We start from the raw sequence: 21,988 nt of genomic DNA, 5'->3' as shown, positions 1-21,988 counted from the left end.
CGTGAGCGTGAACAAGCCGATCAACATCGTACCCCCCGGCGACGGGAAGGATGAGGCGGACACCCCGCAGGCTTCAGGCAAGCGCTCGTTGTTCGAGCGCGCCAGTGGGGCTTTCGGCTTCGACAGCCTCGCACCCGCCAGGGTTCCGGCCAAGCTGCCGCAGGGCAAGGCAGTTCGCATGCCTACACCGCCGCGCCGCGCGGTTGCGCCCGGCGATGCCGAGGACAGCGCAACGACCCGCGATCTGGCGCCTGCGTCGTCGCAGCCGCCCGTAGTCATCGACGCCGAAGCCGACGCCAGGCCGCCACGCCAGCGCGAAGTCGGAGGTCGGAAGGTCGAATTTACCGGACCGCTGCACCCGGTTTCCCGCGTTCATCTGCGCGAACAGGGGCTGATCGACCCCGATCTGGGATCGAGCGGGCTGGTCGAGGAATTCCGCATCGTCAAACGCCAGGTGCTCGCCACCGCCGAAGCCGACGGCACCGCGAAAGCGCGCCGCGTGCTGATCTGTTCGCCGCATCCGGGCGAAGGCAAGACGTTCTGCGCCACCAATCTCGCCATCGCGCTGGCGGGCGAGCGCGAATCCGAAGTGCTGCTGGTGGATGCCGATTTCGGCAAGCCCTCGATCATGAAGACTTTCGGGCTCGATCCCGCCCCGGGCCTCATGGATGCGCTGCGCGATCCGAGCATCGACGCCGAGAAGCTGGTCGTGGGAACGGACATCCCGGGCCTGTGGATCCTGCCCGCCGGCCAGCGCAGCGGCTCGGATGCCGAGTATCTCGCCAGCGAACGGACCTGGGAAGTGCTCAACCGCCTCAGCCGGGGCGCGCACGACCGCATCCTGATCTTCGACAGCCCCCCCGTCCTCGCAGCCTCGCCCGCAGCCGAGCTCGCCAAGCATTGCGGCCAGACCTTGCTGGTCGCGCGCGCCGAGCAGACCGCGCGCGCCGCGCTGGAAGACGCGATCGATCTTCTCTCGGGCTGTCCCGACATCCGCCTGCTGCTCAACGATGCGACCTTCAGCCCGAGCGGGCGCAGGTTCGGCAAGTATTACGGATACGGGGAGTCGGAATCATGAAGACCCGCTTCATCGCCAGCCTGACGGCCGGCTGCGCGCTGATCGCGCCGCTGCCGCTGATGGCGCAAAGCTATCAGGGCCGCGGTTCGCAGGCCGAGACCGGGGCGGCCGAGGAACCGGGCACGCAGGTCGCCCCGACCGGACGGCGGCTCTCGGTCGAACCCTATATCGAAGTCTCGCAGATCCTCACCGCGCAGCTCTCGCCCTTCGACGACGTGCTGACCTACACCCAGGTCGCCGCCGGGGTCGATGCCTCCTACATCGGGCGCAACAGCGGCGCTTCGGTGTCGCTGCGCTACGAGCACAATTTCGGCTATGGCGACGCCAGCGACAGCGACACCGTCAGCGGGATCGCGCGCGGCTACACCACCCTGGTCCCGCAGATGCTCACGCTCGAAGCGGGGGCGCTGGCCAGCCGCACAACGGTTACGAGCGGCGGTGCGAACGTCTTTGCCGGGCAGAACAATCTCGACAATTCGACCCAGACCTATTCCGCCTATATCGGGCCCAATCTCTCCGCCGAGATCGACCGAGTCGACATCACCGGCAATTACCGGCTGGGCTACACCCGCGTCGACTCGCCCGATTTCGTCGCCCCGGGGGGCAGTCCCGCCGATGTTTTCGACGAGAGCGTCACCCACAGTGCGCAATTGCGCGCGGGAACCCAGCCTGGCGAATACCTCCCCGTCGGGATCGGCGTGGGCGGCGGCTATTTTCGCGAGGATATCGACAATCTCGACCAGCGGGTGATCGATTCCTACCTTCGCGCCGATGTCACCGTGCCGATCACGCCCGCGCTCGCGGTGATCGCCGGGGTCGGCTACGAGGATGTCGAAGTATCGAGCCGCGATGCCTTGCGCGATGCGGCGGGCAATCCCGTCATCGGCCCCGACGGAAGGCTGGTGACCGACGAGACCGGTCCGCGCCGGATCGCCTTCGAAGCCAGCGGCCTGATCTGGGACGTCGGCGTGCTGTGGCGCCCGAGCCAGCGCACTTCGCTCCAGGCGGTCTATGGCCGCCGCTACGACAGCGACACCTATTACGGCAATTTCAGCTGGCGCCCGAGCCGCAACTCCACGCTGGGCGTCAACGTCTACGACACGCTTAGCGGCTTCGGCGGTCGGCTGACCAATTCGCTCGCCGCGCTGCCGACCGATTTCGAGGTCGTCCGCGATCCGATCAGCGGCGCGATCGTCGGCTGCGTCAATTCGGTCAGCGGCGCGAGCTGCCTCGACGGCTTGCTCGGATCGGTGCGCTCCTCGGTGTTCCGCTCGCGCGGGGTCTCGGCCTACTATTCGCGCCAGGTCGGTCGGACCACCGCCGGGATCACCGCGGGCTACGACCGTCGCACCTATCTGGGCGCGCCGGGCACCGTGCTCGAGGCTTCCGACGGCGTCTCGGACGAAAGCCTCTACATCGCCGGCACCGTCACCGGACCGTTGGGACGCGATGCGGGCTATACCATCGCCACGTATGCCAGCTATATCGACAGCGGCTTCGTCGGGGTGGGCGATGCGCTCGCGCTCGGCAGTTCGGCCGCCTACAACCGCAGTTTCACCCGCAATCTCACGGGGCGGGTCGCGGTGGCGGTGAACTATCTCGACAGCGAAGTGTCTGCCGAGGACCTCAAGAGCGCGTCGGCCCTGGTGGGCCTGCGCTACGGCTTCTGATAGGAAGATCCGACCATGTACGAACAATATTACGGCTTCTCGGAACGCCCCTTCCAGCTCACCCCGGATCCGGCCTATTTCTTCGAGAGCATCACCCACAAGAAGGCGCTCTCCTATCTCGGCTACGGGCTGAACCAGGGCGAGGGCTTCGTCGTCATCACCGGCGAGGTCGGCTCGGGCAAGTCGACGCTGGTCGCGCATCTCAAGGAGAAGCTCGACGCCGACCGGATGACCGTGGCCGAAGTGGTCACCAGCGCGCTCGACGGCGAGGAGATGATCCACGTCGCCGCGCGCAGCTTCGGTCTCGATGTCGAGGGCCGCGACAAGGCCGCCGCGCTCGCCGCGATCGAGCATTTCCTCCATGAGGAAGCGCGCAACGGCAAGCGCTGCCTGCTGATCGTCGACGAATCGCAGAACCTGACGATCGGCGCGCTCGAGGAACTGCGGATGCTGTCGAACTTCCAGCTCGGTTCGCATCCGTTGCTGCAGACGCTGCTGCTCGGCCAGCCCGAGTTCAAGCGGCTGCTCGCCGGTTCGCCCGAACTCGAGCAATTGCGCCAGCGGGTGATCGCGGCGCATCACCTCGAACCGATGCAGCCCGGCGAGATCGAACCCTATGTTCGCCACCGGCTCGAACATGTCGGCTGGGACGGCAATCCCGAACTCGACCATGCGATCTTCACCAGGCTCCACCGCGCCACCGGCGGCATCCCGCGCAAGATCAACCAGGTGATGACCCGCCTGCTGCTGCTCGGCGCGGTCGAGGAGCAGGCGGTGATCGATGCCGACATGCTGCAAGCGGTGATCGAGGAAATGGAAGGCGACAGCGCCGCCGAGGAGGATGTCGCGGTGGACGCGATCGCGCCCGATCCTTCGCTGCCCGCATCGCAGGCGATCGCGCAGGCGCGGCGCGCCCAGGCCGAGCGCCAGGCTCCCGAGCGCTCGCAGCACGATGGCCTCGCCGAAGCGCAGATCGTCGCGATCGAACGCGCCTTCGCCGAGCGCGACCGCGAGCTCGACGAATTGCGCCGCGAGATCGGCGAGACCCGCGCCAGCTTTGCGGCGGGTCTCGATTACGATGCCGAGGGAGCCCGCGAGGGCTCCGGCGCGATCGACGAACGGCTTGGGCGGATCGAAGCGCGGCTCGACGAGCAGGAGCAGTCGCTGCGCCACGTGCTCGGGCAGCTGATCGAATTGCTCGAAGCCGGCGGACGGCGCGAAGCCGCCTGAGCGGCGCGAGGGGCAGGCAATTGGAACAGCGCACGATCTCGGCGGCGGGCATCCTCAACGGGCTTTCGGTCGATGTCGAGGACTGGTTCCAGGTCGGCGCCTTCGAATCCACGATCGCCCGCTCGGACTGGGACGGCATGGCGCTGCGCGTGGGCGACAACATCCGCCGCGTGCTCGACCTGTTCGACGAGGTCGGGGTCAAGGCGACCTTCTTCACGCTGGGCTGGGTTGCCGAACGCGATCCGGCCATGGTGCGCTCCATCGTCGAGCGCGGGCACGAGCTTGCCAGCCACGGTTACGACCACACGCGGGTCTTCACCTTCGATGCGCGGGAGTTCGGCGCCGATCTGAGCAAGTCGCGCGCCATCCTCGAGGATGCCGGCGGCACCGAGATCAGCGGTTATCGCGCGCCCAGCTTCTCGATCGACCAGCGCACGCCCTGGGCGTACGAGGTGCTGGCCGAACACGGCTATGCCTATTCCTCCAGCGTCGCGCCGATCCGCCACGATCACTACGGCTGGCGCGAGGCCCCGCGCTTCGCCTTCCGACCGCTTGCCGACGGCGGACTGGTCGAGATTCCCGTGACCACCGCGCAGCTGGGCGAGCGCCGGCTGGCGGCGGGCGGGGGCGGGTTCTTCCGCGTCCTGCCCTATGCCTTCTCGCGCTGGGCGATCGCGCGGGTCAATCGCGACGATCGCCGCCCGGCAGTGTTCTATTTCCACCCCTGGGAAATCGATCCCGGCCAGCCGCGCGTGGCCGATGCCCCGTTGCGCTCGAAGCTGCGGCATTACACCAATCTTTCCGGAATGGCGGACAAGCTGCGCCGGCTGGCGGGGGATTTCCGCTGGGGTCGGATGGACGAACTTGCCAGGATCGAGGCGCAGCGCTGCGTCGAGTTCGCGCCGTGAATGCGCTGCCGCAGGATCTCCGCACCACCCCGGCCGCAGGCGTGACGCTCGCCGATCTGCACGACCCCGACGAGATCGCGCGGATCGAGCGTTTCGTGGCCGAGCAGCGAGGTTCGGTATTCCACCGTCCGGCATGGCTGGCGGCGATCGAGCGCGGCACCGGGCAGCAGGCGCTGGGCCTGATCGCAACCTGCGCGGGCCGGCTGACCGGCTGGCTCCCGCTCAGCGATGTGCATTCGCCTCTGTTCGGGCGGGCGCTGGTGTCGAGCGGCTTTGCGGTCGGCGGCGGGCCGCTGGCAGTGGCGGAGGACGAGAGCCAGGCGCTGTGTCGCGTGGCCGAGGAACTCGCGCTGCGGCGCGGCGCAAACACGATCGAATTGCGCGGCGGACAGGCACCGCAGGACTGGACCGCGACCTGCACCGCGCATTGCAATTTCGCGCGCGATCTTGCCGCCGACGACGAGGCGGAACTGCTCGCCATACCGCGCAAAGCGCGCGCCGAGGTTCGCAAGGGGCTGCGCAACGAGCTGGCCATCGCCATCGGCAGCGATGCCGAGGATCGCACTGCGCATTACGCGGTCTATTCCGAGAGCGTCCGCAATCTGGGTACGCCGGTGTTCCCGCGCGCGCTGTTCGACGCGGTGCTCGACACATTCGGCGCGGACGCCGACATTCTGACGGTGCGCCATCGCGGGGAACCCGTGGCGAGCGTGCTCTCGCTCTATCACCAGGGCGCGGTGATGCCGTTCTGGGGCGGGGGGCGGTATGTCGCGCGCGATCTGCGCGCCAACGAGGTGATGTATTACGAATTGATGCGCCATGCCCGCCAGCGCGGCTGCACCCGCTTCGATTTCGGCCGCTCCAAGACAGGAAGCGGGCCCTATTTCTTCAAGAAGAACTGGGGCTTCACCCCCGAACCGCTGACCTATTCGAGCTGGAATACCCCCGGCGTGGCGCCGCGCAACATCGATCCAACCGACGAGGGCTATTCGCGCGGGATCGCGCTGTGGAAGCGGCTGCCGCTGCCGCTCGCCAATTTTATCGGACCGTTCATCGCCCGCGGGCTGGGCTGATGGGCGAGATCCTGTTTCTTTGCCACCGGGTGCCGTTTCCACCCGACCGGGGCGACAAGATCCGATCCTACCACCTGCTCGAGGCTCTGGCGAAGCTTGCCCCGGTGCATGTCGGGACCTTCGCCGAGACCGCGCAGGACCGCGCGCAGGAATCCGCGCTGGCCGAAGGGACCGCAAGCCATCTGCTGCTCGATCGCGATATGTCGCTGCCAAAGGCGGGGCTGCGCGCGGTCGTAAGCGGCAGGCCCGTCAGCCTGCCAGCCTTTGCCGACGCGAGGCTGTCGCGCTGGGTCGCGCAGACGCTCGCGACCCGTGATATCGACACCATCGTGATCTTCTCGGGCCAGATGGGGCAATATATCCCCGACACCTTCGCCGGGCGCGTGGTGGTCGATCTGTGCGATGTCGATAGCGCCAAGTTCGAGAGCTATGCGCGCGAGGCCGCGTTCCCCCGATCCTGGCTGATGGCGCGCGAGGCGCGTCTGCTGGCGCAAGAGGAGGCGCGGATCGCGCACCGCGCCGATTGCACACTGCTGATCACCGAGCACGAGCGGGCGCTGCTGCACAGCCGCCTGCCGGCGTGGGGGGAGCAGTGCGATCTGCGGGCGCTCGGCAATGGCATCGACGCCGGTTTCTTCGATCCCGCCAAAAGCGAACCGCATCCCGAACTCGCGGCGGAACCGGGGCCGCATTTCGTCTTTACCGGGCAGATGGACTACCCCCCGAATATCGCGGCGGCGAAGCGTTTTGCCCGCGCGATCCTGCCGAGCCTGCGCGAGACTGCGGCTGCGCAGTTCCACATCGTCGGCCGCGCCCCGACTGCGGAGGTGACCCGGCTGGGTGCTCTACCCGGTGTGCGCGTCTGGGGCGAGGTTCCGGATGTCCGGCCGTTTCTCGCAAGCGCGAGCGCGGTGGTGGCGCCGCTGACCATCGCGCGCGGGGTGCAGAACAAGGTCCTCGAGGCGATGGCGATGGCGCGGCCCGTCCTGCTCAGCGCCGAAGCGGCCACCGGGATCGACGCGGCCGATGGCGAGCATTTGGCGATCTGCCGAGACGACGACTCTTTCGTCGCTGCCGCTCACGCGATCGCTGCCGAGCCCGATCGGGCGCAGGCCATGGGGCAGGCCGCGCGGGATTTCGTCGTCGGCAACATGGGCTGGGAAGCGATCGCGGCGCAACTGGCGGCGATAGTCGGGCGCGGGCGGGGCGGGGCGCGCCATGCCGCCTGATCGCGCCGCGACTGTCGAAGTTTCATCGGCCCTGCCGCAGGTTTCCGCGTGGCGCGCGGCGCTGGTGCGGCTGTCGCTCGCAACGCTCGCGCTGATCGCGCTGGCGCTGCGCGAATGGGGCGAGATGGTGCAGATATGGTGGCACAGCGAGAGCTATTCGCACATCCTGCTGATCCCGCCGATCATCGCCTGGCTGGTGTGGATCCGTCGCGAGGATGTCGCGCAAGTGGCTCCGCGCGGCTGGTGGCCGGGGCTGGTGACTGTGGCGCTGGCTCTGACGCTGTGGCTGGCGGGGCGCTATTCGGAGCTCAACCTGCTTGCGCATGCGGGCGCGGTCGCGATGCTGCCGGCGGCGGTGCTTGCGCTGCTTGGTCCGCGCGTCGCGGCGTTGCTCGCGCTGCCGCTGGGTTTCGCGGTGTTCCTCGTGCCCTTCGGCGACGAGATCGTCCCGCCGCTGCAATTTCTCACCGCCGAGATGGCGATCGCGCTGACGCACGCGGTCGGCGTGCCCGCGCGGATCGACGGGATCTACATCCATACGCCCGCCGGGCTGTTCATCGTCGCCGAGGCTTGCGCGGGCGTGCGGTTCCTGATCGCCATGATCGCGCTGGGTGTTCTGACCAGCTTCACCAGCTTCGCCAGCTGGCGCCGCCGCGCAGCTTTCATGCTCGCCTGCTTGGTGGTGCCGGTCGTTGCCAACGGCATCCGCGCCTGGGCGACGATCTACATCGCGCAATTCGTCGGCGCGGAGGCGGCGGGCGGGTTCGACCACATCGTCTACGGCTGGATATTCTTCGCGCTGGTGGTGGCGCTGATCCTCGGCGTCGCCTGGCGCTGGTTCGAGCGCGAGCCCGAGGATGCGGGCTGGTCGCTCGAGGAGTTGCGCGCCAGCGCCATGCTCGCAGCGCTGGAACGGCACTCGGGCGGGACGCGCGCGCTGCTGCTCGGCACCCTTGCGCTGGCGGCGGCAGCGGCGGCGCTCGCCTTCGGCCTTCGGGCGGGCTAGGAACCGCCGCCTATGTGCGGGATCGCAGGCATCTTCCATTGTGGCACGCCCAAGCCGGTCGATCCCCGCCGGGTCGAGCGGATGACCGACGCGCTCGCGCATCGCGGGCCCGACGGTTCGGGCGTCTGGACCGCGCCCGGGGTCGGGCTGGGGCACCGGCGGCTCTCGATCATCGATCTCGCCGGCTCGCCGCAGCCGATGCATTCGGTCGACGATCGCGCGGTGATCGTCTTCAACGGCGAGATCTACAATTACCGCGCGCTGCGCCGCGAGCTCGAGGCGGGCGGCGCGCGCTTCGCCACCAACGGCGACACCGAGGTGATCCTCGCCGCCTGGCAGCGCTGGGGCCCCGACTGCCTCACGCGGCTCGAGGGCATGTTCGCGCTGGCGCTCTACGACCGCGGAAGCCGCCAGCTGTTCCTCGCCCGCGACCGCTTCGGGGTGAAGCCGCTGTTCCTCGCGCGGCTGTCCGACGGCAGCATGGCCTTCGCCTCGGAACTCAAGGGCCTGCTCGCGCATCCGCTGGTCCGCCGCATCGCCGATCCGCTGGCGATCGAGGACTACATGACCTGGGGCTACGTCCCCGATCACCGCTCGATCCTCAAGGGCGTCGAGAAGCTGCCCGCCGGACACTTCCTGTTGCTCGACCACGGGCGCGAACCGCCCGCGCCGCGGCAATGGTGGGACATCTCGTTCGAGGATCGCGCCGGCGGCAGCACCGCCGATCTTTCCGCCGAACTGCTCCACCGCCTGCGCGAGGGCGTCACCAGCCGGATGGTGGCCGACGTACCGCTGGGCGCCTTCCTCTCGGGCGGGGTCGACAGTTCCAGCGTGGTCGCGCTGATGGCCGAGGCCAGCCGCGATCCCGTCCGCAGTTGCTCGATCGGCTTCGATGTCGCCGCGGTGGACGAGACCGGCTATGCCCGGCAGATCGCCGAACGCTTCGGCACCGATCACCGCGAGCGGATCGTCTCGCCCGACGACATCGCCGATCTCGACCGCATCGCCGGCATCTTCGACGAACCCTTCGCCGATGCCTCGGCGCTGCCCACACTGCGGGTCTGCGAACTGGCGCGCGAAAGCGTCAAGGTGGCACTCTCGGGCGATGGCGCGGACGAGGCGCTGGCGGGCTATCGCCGCCAGGTGTTCCATCACCGCGAGAGCCAGGCCCGCGCAATCCTCCCGCAAGGCCTGCGCGCACCGCTATTCGGGACGCTGGGACGGCTCTGGCCCAAGGCCGACTGGGCGCCGCAGGCTTTGCGCGCCAAAACCACGTTCCTCTCGCTCGCCGAGAGCGATGCGCAAGGCTACGCCCGCGCGCTCGCCATTCTCGACGCCCCCGCCCGCGCGCGGCTCTATGGTGCCGACATGCTGCGCGAGCGCGGCGATTATCGCGCCGAAGACCCGCTGATTGCGCTGATGGCGGACGCGCCCGCTCGCAGCGGGCTCGACGCCGCGCAATATGCCGATCTCAAGTTCTGGCTCCCCGGCGACATCCTCACCAAGGTCGACCGCACCAGCATGGCGGTCGGGCTAGAGGCGCGCGAGCCGCTGCTCGACCATCGGCTGGTGGGCTTCGCCGCCAGCCTGCCCGAGCGCCAGCGGGTCCGCGGGCGGCAGGGCAAATGGCTGATGAAGCGCAGCATGGAACGCTATCTGCCGCAGGAGATCCTCTACCGGCCCAAGCAGGGCTTCGTCACCCCGCTGGCGCAATGGTTCCGCGGCCCGCTGGCAGCCACCGCGCGCAGCATCGCCGCGAACGACAGGCTGATCGACAGCGGCTGGTTCGACCGCAATGCGCTGGCGACGCTCACCGAGCAGCATATTTCCGGCCAGTCGGACCACGGGCGGGTGCTGTGGCAATTGGTGATGCTGGAAAAATCCCTGTCCGGCATGGGGTTACGCGGCTGACACACTGGTGCGCCAGGGCAACACCCGTGCCCGCCGGCCTTGTTTCGAGGCGCTATCTTACAGATTCAGGACGATTATTTCATTTGCCAAGCGAGTCCCCCATGGCCTAGATTCTTGGTTAACAAAGTATATCCACCTGATTTTATTGGGATGGGACGGGCCGAAACTTTCGCCGAGGGGGCGCAGATGGAACGGTTGATCAGCGAAACGCATCGTTCTTCACCGGGGTCTTCCCCGGACTTGGACACGTCCGAAGACGCGCATATTCTCCTCTCCGACGAGGCCGAACTCCACGTCGAAAGCGCGCGCCATCTGGCGATCCCCGAGGAACTGTTCCGGCTGAACCAGCTCGATGTCCTCTACGACGGCGATGCCCAGACGCTGTGGACCTATATGCGTCCGCAGGGCCGCCCCAGCTTCACCCCGCCGATGCTCGCCGATTTCGCCAATTGGCAGCGGCTGATCGAGCTGGGCTTCGGCCCCGACAAGGTGCCGCTCAAATTCCTGGTGTTGGGCAGCCGGTCGCCTGGCGTGTTCTGCTTCGGCGGCGATCTCGACCTGTTTCGGCGGCTGATCGAGGCGCGCAACCGCGAGGGGCTGGTGACCTATGGCCACCGCTGCTGCCAGATCCTCCACCGCAACATGAATTCGCTCGATCTGCCGATCGTCACGGTGGGCATGGTCCAGGGCGATGCGCTGGGCGGCGGCTTCGAAGCGCTGCTGTCCTTCGACTACATCGTCGCCGAGCGCGGCGCGAGCTTCGGCCTGCCCGAGATGATGTTCGGTCTGTTCCCGGGGATGGGCGCGCATTCGCTGCTCAGCCGCAAGCTGGGAAGCGCAATGGCCGACCGGCTGATCGTCTCGAACGAGAGCTACAGCGCCGAGCAGCTCTACGATCTCGGCCTCGTCCACGTCCTCGCCGAGAAGGGCGAGGGGTTGCAGGCGACGCGCGATTTCATCCGCAAGAGCGGCCGCAAGCATGCCGGTCTGGTCAATTCGCGCCGGGCGATGAAGCTGTGCTGGGATCTCCAGCTCGAGGAACTGACCCGGATCACCGAATTGTGGGCCGATGCCGCGCTCCAGCTCGGGGCCAAGGATCTCAAGCTGATGGACCGGCTGGTGACCGCCCAGACGAAGCTCGTCCGGGCGGCCTGATCGCCTGACCGGCGCGCCCCGCTAGCGCGCGTCGACCATCACCACTTCGGCATCCTCCAGCGCGAGCACGGTGATCTCGTCCTCGCCGGTGATCGCCACTCCGTCGCGCGGATTGGCCTCGTGGCCATTGACCGAAATCCGCCCGACCGGGGCGACCAGATACTGATGCCGCGCGCCGTCGGTCTTCCAGACCGCCGACTGGCCCGCGCTTAGCGTCGTGGCGAGCACCTTGGCATCGGTGCGGATCGACAGCGCATCGTCTTCCTCGGGGGTGCCGCTGGCGAGCACTTCGAAACCGCCCTCGCGGCTGGCCTTGGGAAACTCGCGCTGGCCCCAGCCGGGCGCCTCGCCGGTGCGGGTGGGCATGATCCAGATCTGGAACAGCGTGGTCTCTTCGTCTTCCTGGTTGAACTCGGCATGGGTGATACCGGTGCCCGCGCTCATCACCTGGACGTCGCCAGCAGCGGTGCGGCCTTCGTTGCCGAGGCTGTCGCGATGCGTGATCGCGCCGCTGCGCACGAAGGTGACGATCTCCATGTCGCGGTGCGGATGCGGCGGAAACCCGCTCCCGCCGGCGATAGTGTCGTCGTTCCACACCCGGATCGGGCCCCAGCCCATCCGCTCGGGATCGTGGTAGGAAGCGAAGCTGAAGTGATGGCGGGCATCGAGCCAGCCGTGATCGGCATGGCCAAGGCTGGCGAAGGGTCGGATATCGATCATGGATGTTCTCGCATCGGCGGGGTGTTGACGCCGGTAAGGGGCATATTTGGGAAGCGGCGGCGCGATATCAACGGGAGGCGGGGAGCGGGGCCCACTCCCCCTCGTCATTGCGAGGAGCCGCAGGCGACGAAGCGATCCAAGGCGCAGGTCCATGGATTGGTAGGCCTCCGGCCGCCTTCGGCCCCCCTTCGCTCGCAATGACGAAACAGGGGCGTAACCGCCAAAACCCGTTCGCCTCGAGCGAAGTCGAGAGGCGCGGGCGCAGCGTGTCTGGGCGGTGCTCGACACGAACGGGGCTGGATTTGCTCTTACCTCGTCATTGCGAGGTGCCGCAGGCGCCGCGGCAATCCAAGGCGCAGGTCCCTGGATTGCTTCGCTACGCTCGCAATGACGACAAGGGTGGGCGGCCAGAGCGAATAGGGTCCGCCTTCAGCCTCCGCTGCCGTGCCCCCGCGCCATATATTCGTCGCTCTGCATCTCCATCAACCGGCTGACGGTGCGGTCGAATTCGAACAGCCCGCCGCCCTCGCTGTGAAGCGCTTGCGGTTCCGCCGCGGCGGTGGCGAAAAGCTTCACGCCGTTCTCGTAGAGCGCATCGATCAGCTTGACGAAGCGCAGCGCCTCGTTGCGCTTCTCGGGGCCGAGCACCGGGATGCCGACCACGATCACCGTGTGATAGGCATGCGCGATCGCGAGGTAATCCGCCGCGCCGCGGTTCTCGCCGCACAAGCGCTTGAAGCTGAACACCGCGACGCCCTTGAGGTCCTTGGGCACGGTCAGCACCCGTCCGCCGCCCAGCGCGAGTTCGCCCGAGGGGACGTGCTCGGCATCCTCCGGGGCGTAGTCGGTCAGGCGGAAGAAGGCCTCGCGCACCTGCGCGGTGGCTTCCTCGCCTAGCGGGGTGTGCCAGGTGTCGAGATCGCCCAGCCGGTCGAGCCGGTAGTCGGTCGGGCCGTTGAGCGGCAGCACATCGAGCTCCGCCAGCACCAGATCGATGAAGGGCAGGAACAGCGAGCGGTTGAGCCCATCCTTGTAGAGATCGCGCGGCGGGCGGTTGCTGGTGGTGACCACGGTCACGCCTTCGTCGCGGATCAGCGCGGTGAACAACCGGCTCATGATCGCGGCATCGGCGGTGTTGGCGACCACCATCTCGTCGAAGGCGAGACAGCGGATGCCTGCGCCCAGCCGCGCGGCGACCGGCGCGATCGGATCGCCGCTCTCGCGCTTGCGCTCCTCGCCGATCATCCGGTCGACCTCGAGCATGAATTCGTGGAAATGGACGCGCCGCTTGGCCTCTATATCCAGAGTGGCGACGAACAAATCCATCAGCATGGATTTCCCGCGCCCGACGCCGCCCCACATATAGACGCCGCGCGGGCGCTCTGGCTGGCGGCCCAGCAATTTGCCGAGGAAGCCGGGCGTTTCGCCGCCCCCCTTCTCGAGCTGGCGCTGGAGCGCATCGAGCCGCTCCGCCGCGGCGCGCTGGTCGGCATCGGGGCGCAATTCGCCCGCTTCGATCAGCGCATCGTAACGCGCCAGCATGCCGGTCATGGTTGGAATTTCACGATCGCTTCACTGCTCGGCGGCGCGCGGGCGCATCTTGCGGACGATGCCCGAGAAGGCCGCGACACGATCCCCCTCCTGCTCGACCGTGCCGCGCACGAACACCAGCTTTCCGGTTTCCTGGACGATCTCGGTCACCGCATCGAGCGGGCGCGCCGGATCGCCCGCGCCGACGAATTGCGTCGAGAGTTCGAGCGTCACCGAAGGCCCGGCATTCCCGCTGCCCAGATTGTGCATGGTGGTGAACAGCGCGATGTCGATCAGCGACAGCGTCACCGCACCATGGACGATGCCCTGCAGATTCTCGTGCCGCCGCTCGGGAAACATGCGCAGCCGCGCGCGGCGCGCATCGCCCTCACCCTCCACGCGGGTGAGGAGCTTGCCCATCACCGCGCCGTTGAACAGCGTCTGGTCCTTCAGGTTCCAGTGGTTCCAGCCCGGATTTTCCGGATCGGGACCGTGTTCGAACACGTCTTCGCTCAAAGCCATCTGCGATCAAAACCTGCCGATCAGAGCGCGCGTTCGACGAGCATCTTCTTGGTCTCGGCGATCGCCTTGGCCGGGTTCAGCCCCTTGGGGCAGACATTGGCGCAATTCATGATCGTGTGGCAGCGATAGAGCCGGAACGGATCCTCGAGCTGGTCGAGCCGCTCGCCGGTCATCTCGTCGCGGCTGTCGGCCAGCCAGCGGAACGCCTGGAGCAGGATCGCCGGGCCGAGGAACTTGTCCGAATTCCACCAATAGCTGGGGCAGGCGGTCGAGCAGCAGGCGCACAGGATGCACTCGTAGAGACCATCGAGCTTCTCGCGCTGCTCGGGGGTCTGGAGCCTCTCCTTGCCGCTGGGCGTGGTCGAGACGGTCTGCAGCCACGGACGGATAGAGGCGTATTGGGCGTAGAAATGGGTGAAGTCGGGGACCAGATCCTTGACCACTTCCATATGCGGCAGCGGGGTGATGCGGATCTCGCCCTTGAGATCGTCGATCGCGGTGGTGCAGGCGAGCCCGTTCTTGCCGTTCATGTTCATCGAGCACGAACCGCAGATGCCCTCGCGGCACGAGCGGCGGAAGGTCAGCGAGGGATCGACCTCGTTTTTGATCTTGAACAACGCGTCGAGCACCATCGGGCCGCAATCGTCGAGGTCGAGCTCGAAGGTGTCGTAGCGCGGGTTCTCGCCGAGATCGGGGTCGTAGCGGTAGATCTTGAACGATTTGACCCGACCCGAGCTGGTCGCGGCGTGCTTGCGGGCCTTGCCGGTGATCTTGGAGTTCTTCGGGAGGGTAAAGGTCGCCATGTTCGTTCCTGTATTCCTGCTTGCGGACGCTCTTAACGCCCCTGCGTCGCGGCACAAGGGAAACGGGCGATAACGCCGCTTCCGGCACTGTAGGGAAAATGGCGGTTTCTGCTGGAAAAACAACACTCCTCACCCATGCTCCCCGCATGTGTTTCATGAACCAGCCTTTTCCCTTTTTGCATCTCCCGCCCGCCGCTCTAGGATCGGCAGGATGAACCACCAGCCATTCGAGCGCGCCGCGATCGTCGGTGCCAGCGGCGGAATCGGCCGCGCGCTGTGCCTGGCGCTGGCAGAGCGGGGCACCCAGGTTTGGGCGCTTTCCCGCTCGGCGACGACCGATTGGCCCGCCGGGATCGACCCGCTGCGCTTCGATCTCGAAGACGAGAACTCGATTGCGCGGGCGGCCGAGACAATGCGGGATGCGCCGCCGCAGCTGGTGGTGGTCTGCACCGGCGCGCTGACGCTGGCCGACGGCACCGGACCCGAGCGCAGCTATCGCCAGCTCGACGGTGCGGCGATGGCCGAGGCGTTCCGCATCAACACCATCGGCCCAGCGCTGATCGCCAAGCACCTGCTCCCGCTGCTGCCCCGCGACCAGCGCACGGTGTTCGCGGCGCTCTCCGCCCGGGTCGGCTCGATTGCGGACAACCGGCTGGGCGGCTGGCACAGCTACCGCGCCAGCAAGGCCGCGCTCAACATGCTGGTGCGCAATTTCGCGATCGAGCTGGCGCGCACGCACCGGGAGGCAAGCGTCGTCGCGCTGCATCCCGGAACGGTCGATACCGGCCTGTCCGAACCCTTCCAGGCCAATCTGCCATCGGGCCAGCTCACCGCTCCCCCCGAGGCCGCGCACCATCTGCTGAATGTGATCGACGGGCTCACCCCCGCCGAGAGCGGCAAGGCCTTCGACTGGAAGGGCGAGGAAATTCCTAGCTGATCAGCGCGTTGCGACGGAAGGATTCGGCCAGGATCGTCTCGAGCAGGTCGGCATGGCTGAACCCGGCCTGCGCCGCGGCCTTGGCCATGACTTTTTCAGACCACAGATTGCAGTTCAGATTGATCTCGATGAAATTGATGTCGCCCGTCTTGGGATCGAAGCGGAACTCGATCCGGCCGTAGTCGAAGGGGTGGAACTCCTGAGCGACCCGGGCGGCGAGATCGGCCATGCGCGGCTCGAACTCGGGATCGTCGAACCGCTTGAGCGCGCTTTTCTCGGTGTTCTGGATCAGGTCGCGCTTCTCGTAATAGGTCCAGAGCCGCTGCGTATCTTCGCGCTCGTACCACAGCATCGGCAGTTGCACCGGTCTGCCGTCGATGGTGATGAAGGCGACCTGGACATCGTAGCCGTCGAGATAGGGCTCGACGATGGCATCGTGACCCTGACCGTGGATATCGGCGACCGCATTGGCGATACCGGCGAAGTCATGCGCGTCGGAAATGCCCCAACTGGCGGAGGAGGCATTGGGCTTGATCACCCAGCGACCGGCGGGCGAGGGCGGGACGTTCGCCTCGTCCACCGAAGCGCCGCGGCGGAAGCAGAACCAGGGTGCGGTCGGCACGCCCGCGTGGGTCGAGACCAGCTTGGAAACCGATTTGTCGTCGCCGAGCCCGCGCAGAAAGGGCATCGCGCCGATGTAGGGAATGCGGTGCATGTTGCACAGCAGCGGGATCAGCATCTCGGAGTTCACGAAGCCGCCGCGATTGAGCAGCGGGAAGACGAAATCCGCCTCGGGCTGTTCGAACAGCACCTTGTAGCTGTCGGCCAGCATCAGGTTGAGACCCATTTGCTCCAGCGTGGTCCGCACTTCGTGGTGATAGATGGCGTGATTGCCGTCCTCGGGGTGCATCCCGCCGCCCCACAGCGCGTGCTTGGCCATGAACAGGACGCGCAACCTCTCCTTGGCGTCTTCGGGAATGCGAAGCGGAGCGATATTCATGGCGGGGGTTATCCTGTTTGGGAGCTTTCGATCGAGCCTCTAGGCGGAATGGTTCGGCGCTTCCAGCCCCCGCAAGAGGAACGAAAAACATTGAGCCGAGCGAATGCGCGGCTAGTCTGCCCCAATCGGGTTTCGAGGAGAGATGCGCAATGGGCCTGGCCAATTGGTACGACCGGCACGTCATGCCGCGGCTCATCACTTTTGCCTGCGGTCAGAAGGGCATCGAAAAACGCCGGCGGCTGGTCCTGCCCCTCGCCTCGGGGAAGGTGTTCGAGCTGGGCTGCGGGGGAGGACTCAACCAGCAGTTCTACGACTGGAGCAGGGTGACGGCATTCTCGGGCATCGACCCTCACGAAGCTCTGCTGGAAAGCGCATGCGAGACGGCCCGGGCGCAGGGGCGGGCGGTCGATCTGCGCCAGGGCCATGGCGAGGACATTCCGTTCTCGAGCAGCAGTTTCGATACGGTGGTGTGTACCTATACGCTGTGTTCGGTGCAGGACCATGGACGGGTCGTTTCCGAACTGCACCGGGTGCTGAAACCCGACGGTCAGCTCTTGTTTCTCGAACACGGACGGGCGCCCGACGAACGGGTCGCCGCATGGCAGGAACGGATAGAGCCCGTCTGGAAACCGCTGGCCGGCGGTTGCCATCTGACCCGCCTCGTGGGCGGTTCGTTGCGCGCCGGGGGGTTCGAGGTCGAGCCGCTGGGCCAGGGCTATCTGGAGAAAGCCCCACGGGTCATGGGCTGGATGGAGTGGGGCATCGCCCGCAAGCGCGGGTACTGATTTCAGACCGCCGACAATAGCCCTCTCCGGGTAGCGCAGTTGCGCCAGTCCGGAGAGGGTTCCGTCCTATTCGCCGAAGGTGCGCTGCCACCAACCGCGGCGCGGCTTTGCAGTCGTACCGTCGTCGGCACCGCCATCTGCCTCTGCGCCGCGGTCGGTAGCGGAATCCACAGGAGCCGTTTTGCCGGTCGGGGCAGTTGCGGGGGATGCGGACGAGGCAACCGGTTCGGGAGCCGGCTTTGCTGCCTCGGTATCGGGAGCAGCAGTCTCGGACGAGCGCGTCGCATCTTGCGCCTTGGCATCCTTAGCCGCTGCAGCCGCAGGCTTGCGCGCACGAGGCTTGCGCCTTTGCTTCGGCTTTTCCTCGCCAGCTTCGGCCTGCGCTTCGGATTCGCCCGAAGGCGCTTCGGCGACTTCCTCCGTGGGCTTCTTGCGGCGAGTCCGCTTCGGCTTGGCAGGGGCCTCTTCCGCTTCTTTCCCCGCAGTGGATTCGGCTGCCGTCACGTTGTCCGACTGGCCACCTTCGGTTTCCGCAGGATCCTCGGCACCCTTCCGGCGCCGCGGCTTGCGCTTGGGCTTGGCTTCCTGCTCATTCGCTGCTTCGGCGGCTTCCGGAGTGCCCTCGGGGCCGGCCACCACCGCCATGTCTTCCACGACCTGCTCGGAAACCTGTTCGAGCTCTTCGGCGTGATTGGCGGTGACTTCGGCCGACTTTTTGCGGCCGCGTCCGCCCCGGCGACCGCGGCGTCGCTTCTTGCGCGAATTGCCGTCGCCCTCGTCGTCGTTTTCGCCGCGATGTTCGTCATTGGGTCCATCATTGCGGTCGTCGCGGCGTTCGCTCTCGTCGCTCTCGTCTTCGTTGTGGCCCGCGTTGCGATCCTCGCCGCCATTCGAGCCCTGCTGATCGTCGCGATCGTTGTTGCGGCTGCGATTGCGACCGCCACGGCGGCGGCGACGTTTCTGATCGCCATCGCGGTTGTGGCGATTGCCGCGGTGTTCGTCGCGGTCGCCGTCTTCGTCGTCGCTCTCGTCGCTTTCGCCGTCGGCGTCGTCGTCCTCGAACTCTTCGTCGTCGTCATCGTCGTCGACGATGGGTTCGAACTTGGGAGCATTGGTCGGACGCGGGCCGGAACTGGACACCGCCATCTTGGCGCCCTCGTCCTCGCCCTCGGGGACCACTTCGATCGTAACTCCGTAGCGATCCTCGATTTCCATCAGATCGCCGCGCTTCTGGTTGAGCAGATAGACCGCCGCCTCGGTGCTCGCCGAGAGGGTGATGATCGTGCCCTTGCCCTTGGCCGCCTCGTCCTCGATCAGGCGCAAGGCCGAGAGGCCCGCGCTCGATGCGGTACGGACCAGCCCGGTACCGTCGCAATGCGGGCACTCGCGCGTCGTCGCCTCGAGCACACCGGTGCGCAGCCGCTGACGGCTCATTTCCATCAGCCCGAAGCTGGAAATCCGCCCGACCTGAATGCGGGCGCGGTCGTTCTTGAGCGCGTCCTTCATCGCCCGTTCGACCTTGCGGGTGTTGCCGCTGCGTTCCATGTCGATGAAATCGATCACGACCAGCCCGGCCATGTCGCGAAGGCGCAGCTGGCGGGCGATTTCGCGCGCCGCCTCGAGATTGGTGGCGACCGCGGTCTGCTCGATCCCGTGCTCCTTGGTGGAACGACCCGAGTTGATATCGATCGAGACCAGCGCCTCGGTCGGGTTGATGACCAGATAGCCGCCCGATTTGAGCTGGACCACCGGGTCGTACATCGCCTTGAGCTGATCCTCCGCGCCGTAGCGCTGGAACATCGGCACCGGATCGCTGTAGCTCTTCACGCGCCGGGCGTGGCTGGGCATCAGCATCTTCATGAAGGATTTGGCGAGCTTGTAGCCCGCTTCGCCCTCGACGATCACTTCCTCGATCTCGCGATTGTAGATGTCGCGGATGGCGCGCTTGATCAGATCGCTGTCCGAATGGATCAGCGCCGGTGCGCTCGAGGCGAGCGTCTTCTCGCGGATGTCGTCCCACAACCGCGCCAAATAGTCGAAGTCGCGCTTGATCTCGGGCTTGGTCCGGCTGAGGCCGGCGGTGCGCACGATCAGACCCATCGACTTGGGCAGCGTCAGATCGGAAACGATCTGCTTCAACCGCTTGCGGTCGTTGGCGGAGTTGATCTTGCGGCTGATGCCGCCGCCGTGGCTGCTGTTGGGCATCAGCACGGTGTAGCGCCCGGCGAGGCTGAGATAGGTGGTCAGCGCGGCGCCCTTGTTGCCGCGCTCTTCCTTGACGACCTGAACCAGCAGCACCTGGCGGCGCTGGATGACGTCCTGGATCTTGTAGCGGCGGCGCAGTTCCATCCGGCGCGCGCGCGCATCGTCGACTTCCTTGGCGCGGCTGCGGCCTTTGCCCTGACGCGGGTTGCGCCCGCGGCCCTTGGCCCTGCGGCCACGACCGTTGCCGCCGCTGCCGCCATTGTCCTCGTCGTCGCTGTCGTCGTCGGAATCATCGTCGTCGTCCTCGCGATCGAGCTGGCCTTCCTCGATCGTGGCGACATCGTCCTTGTCGGAGGTATCGACTTCCTCGAGCCCGTCCTCGGCGAATTCCTCGGCCAGCGCTTCGGAGCTTTCCTCGTCGGCGTCGTATTCGTCGCCGGGCATCTCGCCGCGCTCTTCCTCTTCGGCGCGCAGGCGTTCTTCCTCTTCGGCGACTTCGGCTTCGGCAGCGAGCAGCGCGTCGCGGTCGTCCTTGGGGATCTGGTAGTAATCGGGGTGGATTTCGCTGAACGCGAGGAAACCGTGACGATTGCCGCCGAAGTCGACGAAAGCCGCCTGCAGCGAGGGTTCGACGCGGGTTACCTTGGCGAGATAGATATTGCCTTTGATCTGCCGGTGATCGGCGGATTCGAAATCGAACTCCTCAATCCGATTTCCCTTGAGAACCGCCACCCGGGTTTCTTCCGAGTGGCGCGCATCGATAAGCATGCGCGTTGCCATGTAGATTTCTCCATGCGCAAGGGGCCGGGACGAGCCCGGCAGCCGACTTGCGCCTTGTGATGTGAAAACTGCCGCCGAGAAGCGGATCGGCAGTCGTGGATGACCGGCATCCGCGCCCTGGGGTGCGGAGCCGGAATGTCGTGTCTGCAGCTTGGAACCTGCGCCAATCGAGCGCTGTCCGGCCCGCAATTCCCTCGCGGCAGGCGATTGCCTGTCGAGGGAACAACGAGGGGGAACGGTTCTTGTCCTGCATCAACCTGTCTCAGGGCCACCGATCGAAAAGGGTAGCCGAATTGGCGTATAGCGGGCGGACTGTGGAACGAGAGGCGTTCGCCGCCGGAGCCCGGCTATTACAGCTGAGGCGCTAGCACCGTGGGTATCTTACGGCAACCATATTGCGAGAAAGGGCGCCGCAGCCCTAGGGGAGCGCCATGGCGCGGATCCTGCTCCCAATCGTGCTTACGCTGATCCCGATGGCCCTTCTCACGGTACTCGTCTGGGCGGTCGCGGTCGACCGCTCGCTCGACCTGCCGCAGTTCGGACGCGGCTACGTCCTGCGGGTCGAACTGCCTCCCGCCGGCGACGATCTGCCGCTGCCTGAGATCGCCGGGCAGGGCGCGGGATCGGGCGATGGCAACCGACCGCTGGTCGTGATCGACGCCGGGCACGGCGGCCACGATCCGGGCGCCTCGAATGAGGGGCTGCAAGAGAAAGACCTTGTTCTGCGCCTTGCGCGCGCGCTGCGGGCCCGGTTGCTCGAAGCCGGAGACGTGCGGGTTGCGCTGACTCGCGACGAGGATCGCTACCTCCTGCATGCCGAACGCTACGAGATCGCGCGCCGCTTGGGAGCCGATCTGTTCGTCTCGATCCACGCCGATTCCGCGGGCGAGGCGAGCGAGGTGGCGGGTGCCAGCATCTACACCCTGTCCGAGAGCGCATCGAGCGAGGCGGCGGCGCGCTTTGCCGAACGCGAAAACCGCTCGGACCGGATCAACGGTCAGGACATCGCGGGACAGAGCGATGCGGTGAACACCATCCTGGTCGAACTGTCGCAGCGCCGCACCCAGGCCGAATCCGCCGAATTCGCCTCGCTGATCCAGCGCGAGGGGGAGGGCACGATCCGCTTCCACCCGCAGGCGCGTCGTTCGGCAGCGCTCAAGGTGCTGCGCGCGCCCGACGTGCCCTCGGTGCTCTACGAAAGCGGCTTCATCAGCAACGCCGACGAGGCGCAACGGCTCGCCTCGCCCGAAGGCCGCGCCCGCTTCGCGGAGGTGATGGCGCGCGCCATCCGCATCTATTTCATCCGCCAGCGCGAAGATCTGCTGGAACAGCCGTCCGGCCCGAGCGACGCAGCGAACACGGAAGGCTGACCGGGCGCGTTCCCCATCTGTCGCTTCGTTATGGCGCGAGACAGATTTGCCGTGCTAGGGGCCGGCCTGCAGATTT

General features: G+C 66.9%; 18 protein-coding genes. 12 read left to right on the top strand and 6 right to left on the bottom strand.

Annotated elements, in window-relative coordinates; genetic code table 11:
• Positions 1-7 precede the first annotated feature (7 nt).
• The 9 genes from Q9K01_RS07755 (at position 8) to Q9K01_RS07715 (ending at position 11,260) form a co-directional block, all read left to right on the top strand.
• A complete protein-coding gene (locus Q9K01_RS07755; protein ID WP_340324263.1) occupies positions 8-1,078 on the top strand; it encodes a P-loop NTPase family protein in 1,071 nt (356 codons plus the stop codon).
• On the top strand, positions 1,075-2,748 hold the full coding sequence (locus Q9K01_RS07750; RefSeq protein WP_305929635.1) for a TonB-dependent receptor: 1,674 nt from the start codon (positions 1,075-1,077) through the stop codon (positions 2,746-2,748). The genes Q9K01_RS07755 and Q9K01_RS07750 overlap by 4 nt, the downstream gene beginning before the upstream one ends.
• 15 nt (positions 2,749-2,763) lie before the next feature.
• Positions 2,764-3,978, top strand: coding sequence for an XrtA/PEP-CTERM system-associated ATPase (locus tag Q9K01_RS07745; RefSeq protein ID WP_305929634.1), 1,215 nt, complete (start codon positions 2,764-2,766; stop codon positions 3,976-3,978).
• A gap of 50 nt (positions 3,979-4,028) precedes the next feature.
• Entirely contained in the window at positions 4,029-4,886 is an 858-nt protein-coding gene (locus Q9K01_RS07740; protein ID WP_305929900.1) for an XrtA system polysaccharide deacetylase, read from the top strand.
• Positions 4,883-5,959 carry a FemAB family XrtA/PEP-CTERM system-associated protein gene (locus tag Q9K01_RS07735; protein ID WP_305929633.1) on the top strand — a complete coding sequence of 359 codons (1,077 nt, stop codon included), beginning with the start codon at positions 4,883-4,885 and terminating at the stop codon, positions 5,957-5,959. The genes Q9K01_RS07740 and Q9K01_RS07735 overlap by 4 nt, the downstream gene beginning before the upstream one ends.
• The gene (locus tag Q9K01_RS07730; RefSeq protein ID WP_305929632.1) at positions 5,959-7,188 is read left to right on the top strand and encodes a TIGR03087 family PEP-CTERM/XrtA system glycosyltransferase; all 1,230 of its coding nucleotides are present in this window, start codon (positions 5,959-5,961) and stop codon (positions 7,186-7,188) included. The genes Q9K01_RS07735 and Q9K01_RS07730 overlap by 1 nt, the downstream gene beginning before the upstream one ends.
• A complete protein-coding gene (xrtA, locus tag Q9K01_RS07725; protein WP_305929631.1) occupies positions 7,178-8,194 on the top strand; it encodes an exosortase A in 1,017 nt (338 codons plus the stop codon). Before Q9K01_RS07730 ends, xrtA begins: the two co-directional genes overlap by 11 nt.
• 12 nt (positions 8,195-8,206) lie before the next feature.
• Positions 8,207-10,105: an XrtA/PEP-CTERM system amidotransferase gene (locus Q9K01_RS07720; protein WP_305929630.1), complete on the top strand. Its 1,899-nt coding sequence runs from the start codon at positions 8,207-8,209 to the stop codon at positions 10,103-10,105.
• Between the two features lie 240 nt (positions 10,106-10,345).
• Positions 10,346-11,260, top strand: coding sequence for a crotonase/enoyl-CoA hydratase family protein (locus Q9K01_RS07715; RefSeq protein ID WP_305929629.1), 915 nt, complete (start codon positions 10,346-10,348; stop codon positions 11,258-11,260).
• A 21-nt stretch (positions 11,261-11,281) separates the two neighbouring features.
• Here Q9K01_RS07715 and Q9K01_RS07710 read toward each other — a convergent pair whose 3' ends face one another.
• The 4 genes from Q9K01_RS07710 to Q9K01_RS07695 form a co-directional block, all read right to left on the bottom strand.
• Positions 11,282-11,980, bottom strand: coding sequence for a pirin family protein (locus Q9K01_RS07710; protein ID WP_305929628.1), 699 nt, complete (start codon positions 11,978-11,980; stop codon positions 11,282-11,284).
• 429 nt (positions 11,981-12,409) lie between these two features.
• Positions 12,410-13,531 carry a cell division protein ZapE gene (gene zapE, locus Q9K01_RS07705; RefSeq protein ID WP_305929627.1) on the bottom strand — a complete coding sequence of 374 codons (1,122 nt, stop codon included), beginning with the start codon at positions 13,529-13,531 and terminating at the stop codon, positions 12,410-12,412.
• 21 nt (positions 13,532-13,552) lie between these two features.
• Positions 13,553-14,032 (bottom strand): PaaI family thioesterase, encoded by a 480-nt coding sequence (locus Q9K01_RS07700; RefSeq protein WP_305929626.1) that lies wholly within the window; start codon positions 14,030-14,032, stop codon positions 13,553-13,555.
• A gap of 20 nt (positions 14,033-14,052) precedes the next feature.
• Entirely contained in the window at positions 14,053-14,835 is a 783-nt protein-coding gene (locus Q9K01_RS07695; protein ID WP_305929625.1) for a succinate dehydrogenase iron-sulfur subunit, read from the bottom strand.
• A gap of 211 nt (positions 14,836-15,046) precedes the next feature.
• Between Q9K01_RS07695 and Q9K01_RS07690 the strand changes: the two genes are divergently transcribed.
• Positions 15,047-15,772 (top strand): SDR family NAD(P)-dependent oxidoreductase, encoded by a 726-nt coding sequence (locus Q9K01_RS07690; protein ID WP_305929624.1) that lies wholly within the window; start codon positions 15,047-15,049, stop codon positions 15,770-15,772.
• Here the strand turns inward: Q9K01_RS07690 and Q9K01_RS07685 are convergent.
• The gene (locus tag Q9K01_RS07685; protein WP_305929623.1) at positions 15,765-16,772 is read right to left on the bottom strand and encodes a D-alanine--D-alanine ligase family protein; all 1,008 of its coding nucleotides are present in this window, start codon (positions 16,770-16,772) and stop codon (positions 15,765-15,767) included. The two genes, Q9K01_RS07690 and Q9K01_RS07685, sit on opposite strands and share 8 nt — an antisense overlap.
• 149 nt (positions 16,773-16,921) lie before the next feature.
• Here Q9K01_RS07685 and Q9K01_RS07680 point away from each other — a divergent pair, with 149 nt between their 5' ends.
• Entirely contained in the window at positions 16,922-17,557 is a 636-nt protein-coding gene (locus Q9K01_RS07680; RefSeq protein WP_305929622.1) for a class I SAM-dependent methyltransferase, read from the top strand.
• A gap of 66 nt (positions 17,558-17,623) precedes the next feature.
• Here the strand turns inward: Q9K01_RS07680 and Q9K01_RS07675 are convergent, their stop codons facing one another.
• Entirely contained in the window at positions 17,624-20,542 is a 2,919-nt protein-coding gene (locus tag Q9K01_RS07675) for an Rne/Rng family ribonuclease (protein WP_305929621.1), read from the bottom strand.
• Positions 20,543-20,973: 431 nt separating this feature from the next.
• Between Q9K01_RS07675 and Q9K01_RS07670 the strand changes: the two genes are divergently transcribed.
• Positions 20,974-21,912 carry an N-acetylmuramoyl-L-alanine amidase family protein gene (locus Q9K01_RS07670; RefSeq protein ID WP_305929620.1) on the top strand — a complete coding sequence of 313 codons (939 nt, stop codon included), beginning with the start codon at positions 20,974-20,976 and terminating at the stop codon, positions 21,910-21,912.
• The last annotated feature ends 76 nt before the right edge of the window (positions 21,913-21,988 follow it).

This window comes from Qipengyuania benthica (genome assembly GCF_030717865.1).
Classification (GTDB): domain Bacteria; phylum Pseudomonadota; class Alphaproteobacteria; order Sphingomonadales; family Sphingomonadaceae; genus Qipengyuania; species Qipengyuania benthica.
Note: the sequence above shows the minus strand (reverse complement) of the source record. Positions and strands in the feature narration are given on the sequence as shown.

Bases quoted from the DNA above. Each gene is read 5' to 3' on its own strand.
- Q9K01_RS07750 (WP_305929635.1), top strand. From the start codon at position 1,075: ATGAAGACCCGCTTCATCGCCAGCCTGACGGCCGGCTGCGCGCTGATC.
- Q9K01_RS07745 (WP_305929634.1), top strand. From the start codon at position 2,764: ATGTACGAACAATATTACGGCTTCTCGGAACGCCCCTTCCAGCTCACC.
- Q9K01_RS07730 (WP_305929632.1), top strand. From the start codon at position 5,959: ATGGGCGAGATCCTGTTTCTTTGCCACCGGGTGCCGTTTCCACCCGAC.
- xrtA (WP_305929631.1), top strand. From the start codon at position 7,178: ATGCCGCCTGATCGCGCCGCGACTGTCGAAGTTTCATCGGCCCTGCCG.
- Q9K01_RS07720 (WP_305929630.1), top strand. From the start codon at position 8,207: ATGTGCGGGATCGCAGGCATCTTCCATTGTGGCACGCCCAAGCCGGTC.
- Q9K01_RS07710 (WP_305929628.1), bottom strand. From the start codon at position 11,980: ATGATCGATATCCGACCCTTCGCCAGCCTTGGCCATGCCGATCACGGC.
- zapE (WP_305929627.1), bottom strand. From the start codon at position 13,531: ATGACCGGCATGCTGGCGCGTTACGATGCGCTGATCGAAGCGGGCGAA.
- Q9K01_RS07700 (WP_305929626.1), bottom strand. From the start codon at position 14,032: ATGGCTTTGAGCGAAGACGTGTTCGAACACGGTCCCGATCCGGAAAAT.
- Q9K01_RS07695 (WP_305929625.1), bottom strand. From the start codon at position 14,835: ATGGCGACCTTTACCCTCCCGAAGAACTCCAAGATCACCGGCAAGGCC.
- Q9K01_RS07690 (WP_305929624.1), top strand. From the start codon at position 15,047: ATGAACCACCAGCCATTCGAGCGCGCCGCGATCGTCGGTGCCAGCGGC.
- Q9K01_RS07685 (WP_305929623.1), bottom strand. From the start codon at position 16,772: ATGAATATCGCTCCGCTTCGCATTCCCGAAGACGCCAAGGAGAGGTTG.
- Q9K01_RS07680 (WP_305929622.1), top strand. From the start codon at position 16,922: ATGGGCCTGGCCAATTGGTACGACCGGCACGTCATGCCGCGGCTCATC.
- Q9K01_RS07675 (WP_305929621.1), bottom strand. From the start codon at position 20,542: ATGGCAACGCGCATGCTTATCGATGCGCGCCACTCGGAAGAAACCCGG.
- Q9K01_RS07670 (WP_305929620.1), top strand. From the start codon at position 20,974: ATGGCGCGGATCCTGCTCCCAATCGTGCTTACGCTGATCCCGATGGCC.